Genomic DNA, 2,804 nt, shown 5'->3' on the forward strand with positions numbered 1-2,804 from the left:
GGCCGAGTGGGGCGATGCCCCGGCGAAGCCTGAACTGCCCGCGGAAACGCCCGATATTCGGCATTTGTTCATCTTCCCGCCCGAGGATGGCAGCGACGTAACCATCGAGCGCGGGCCGAACATCGTGCCGCTGGAGCAGTTTGAGACATTGCCGCAGGCACTGGAAACCGGCGTGCAGCTCAAGGTCGGTGACGACATCACCACGGACCATATTTTGCCCGCAGGCCCGCAGATTACGGCGCTGCGCTCTAACATTCCCGCCATCAGCGAGTATATTTTCTCCCGCACGGACAAGGGCTTTGTTGAGCGTATGCACGGCGCCGGGCACGGCGTTATCGTTGCGGGTGAAAACTACGGGCAGGGGTCCAGCCGCGAGCATGCCGCCCTCGGACCGCGCCATCTGGGTGTGCGGGCGGTCATCGCCAAGTCGCTGGCCCGCATTCACCGCGCCAACCTCGTCAACTTCGGCATTCTGCCGTTGGTGTTCGTGGACAAGGCGGATTACGACCGCATCGGTGAAGGGGACGCAATTTCACTGGACACAACAGGCATCACCCCCGGTGAGGCTGCGGAAGTGACGGTGAATGGTTCGCAACGCCTTCTTGTTACAAATGATTTGACGGAAAAAGAGCTGGCTATTATTCAGGCAGGTGGCCTGCTGAATGCTGTGCGCCAGTCTCTTGCACGCTAACGCTATACACTACGACTCTATCGGGAGAATCTATGCTCGACGGAATGCGACAGAATGCCGGATCGTGGATTGTGAAGATCCTGTTCGGCATTATCATCGTTGTCTTCGTCTTTGCCTTCGGCTCAGGGACGATGAGCAACCGGGGCAAGGGCGGCGCAGTCCTCGCTTATGTGGACGAAACGCCCATCCTTATCCGCGACTTCGAGATGGCCTACCAGCGGGCCGCAGAAAATTACCGTGGGCAGAATCCCGGCGTCAGCGCCGAGGAGATTCAGACCCCTGCCTTTAAGCAGAGCGTCTTTAACTCCATGGTCAATGACGTGCTCGTGAACAACGAAGCCCAGAAGCTTGGCATCACCGCCAGCGAAGAGGAAGTCCGCGCGCACATTCTCGACATTCCCGCGTTCCGCAACAAGGACAATGCCTTTGACAACGCCGTCTATCAGGCCGTGTTGCGTGGCAGCCATCTGCGCCCCGGAGAGTTTGAGGCCGACGTTGAGCGTGGCATCCGCGAGCAGAAGCTCCGCAAGCATCTCTCCCTCGCCGTCAACGTGACCGAGCAGGAAGCCCGCGACCTGTTCCGCTACGCCGGTGAGCAGGCGCGTCTGGAATACCAGCTCTTCCCCTGGCAGGACTACACCGCCAGCGTCACCCCCACCGACGCCGAAATTGACGCCTACTACAAGGCCAACGAGGAACGCTTCCGCCGTCCCGCCACCGTGAGCCTTGCGACGCTGACCTTTACTCCCCAGGCGCTCGCCTCCGGGCAGGACGTCAGCGCCGAGGAAATCGCCCAGTACTACGAGGCGAATACCTCCATGTTCAAGCGCCCCGAAATGGTGTCCGCACGCCATATTCTCGTGAAGCTCAGCCCCAACGCGCCCGAAGACGCCGTCAAGGCCGCGCGCAGGAAGCTGGCAACCGTGAAGGCCAAGCTCGCCAAGGGCGCCAAGTTCTCCGATCTGGCCGAGGAATACTCCGAAGGTCCCAGCGCTGTTCGCGGTGGCGACCTTGGGTACTTCCCCCGCAGTTCCATGGTGAAGCCCTTCGAAGATGTGGCCTTCTCCCTGAAGCCCGGTCAGGTTTCCGACCCCGTGCGTACCCAGTTCGGCCTGCATCTTATCAAGGTTGACGACAAGCGCGCCGCAGGCGTCAAGTCCCTCGATGAGGCGCGCTCCGAGATTCGCCGCATCATCGCCGAGGAAAAGGCCACCAGCGCCATGTCCGACAAGCTCGATCAGGCCCTTGAGCAGATTCTTGTCGACGACAGCGCCGAAAAAATCGCCAGCGACCTCGGTATGAAACTCCAGCAGACCGGCCCCATGTCCAAGCAGACCCTCGTGTCCGCCCTCGGCATCAGCGAAGAGGACGCCGACCTGCTGTTTGACCTGCCGCTGAGCACCGCCACCGATTCGCCCCTGAATGTGAAGGACGGCTACATCCTCGCCTTTAAGCAGGATTCCGAGCCCTCCACCATCGCGCCGCTGGACGCCGTGAAGGAACAGATTGTGGAAGCCCTCAAGCGCAAGGGCGCAATGGCCCTCGCGCAGGAAGCGGCCCAGTCCTCCCTCAAGGGCCTGACCGCTGAAGGCAACATCAAGAAGGCCGAAGCCCTCTTCGAAAAAGCCTCCAAGGTCACCAGTTCCTTCGGCCGTCAGGGCTTCATTCCCGGCCTCGGCATGAACCCCGATCTCGTCGAGACCGTGTTCACCACCAAGGAAGGCGAATGGCTGCCGCAGACCTACTCCGTGCAGAATGGAGTGCTCATCGCCCGGGTGCAGGACCGCATTGAGCCCAGCGAAGAGCTGTGGGAGCAGCAGAAGCAGCTCGTGCTCGATACCCTCACCCGCACCAAGCAGCGTGAAGTGTATCTCGCCTACCTGAACTCCCTCAGGGATAAAGCCAAGACCGAAATCGTCGAGCCCCGCGTGCTGCAATAAGCATCGCGGTCACCAACGATCACTTCAAGCGGCCTGCCGGACCACCGGCAGGCCGCTTTTTTCGTGCTGTAGCATTGGCGAGGTGGTGGCGTGTGGAGCGTGGCTTTTTGTGGTCCGCAGGCCAAAGGGCCGTGGGCCCATTGGAATCCCATTTGCGCACGTTCCGGGTGCCT

General features: G+C 61.1%; 1 protein-coding gene and 1 pseudogene. Both read left to right on the forward strand.

Features of this window, described 5'->3' with window-relative positions; genetic code table 11:
• Window positions 1–691, forward strand: a pseudogene (locus ACY69P_RS15845) (aconitate hydratase); the annotation flags it as partial.
• Window positions 692–723: 32 nt separating this feature from the next.
• The gene (locus tag ACY69P_RS15850; protein WP_462328181.1) at window positions 724–2,631 is read left to right on the forward strand and encodes a SurA N-terminal domain-containing protein; all 1,908 of its coding nucleotides are present in this window, start codon (window positions 724–726) and stop codon (window positions 2,629–2,631) included.
• The last annotated feature ends 173 nt before the right edge of the window (window positions 2,632–2,804 follow it).

This window comes from Desulfobaculum sp., from assembly GCF_054921475.1.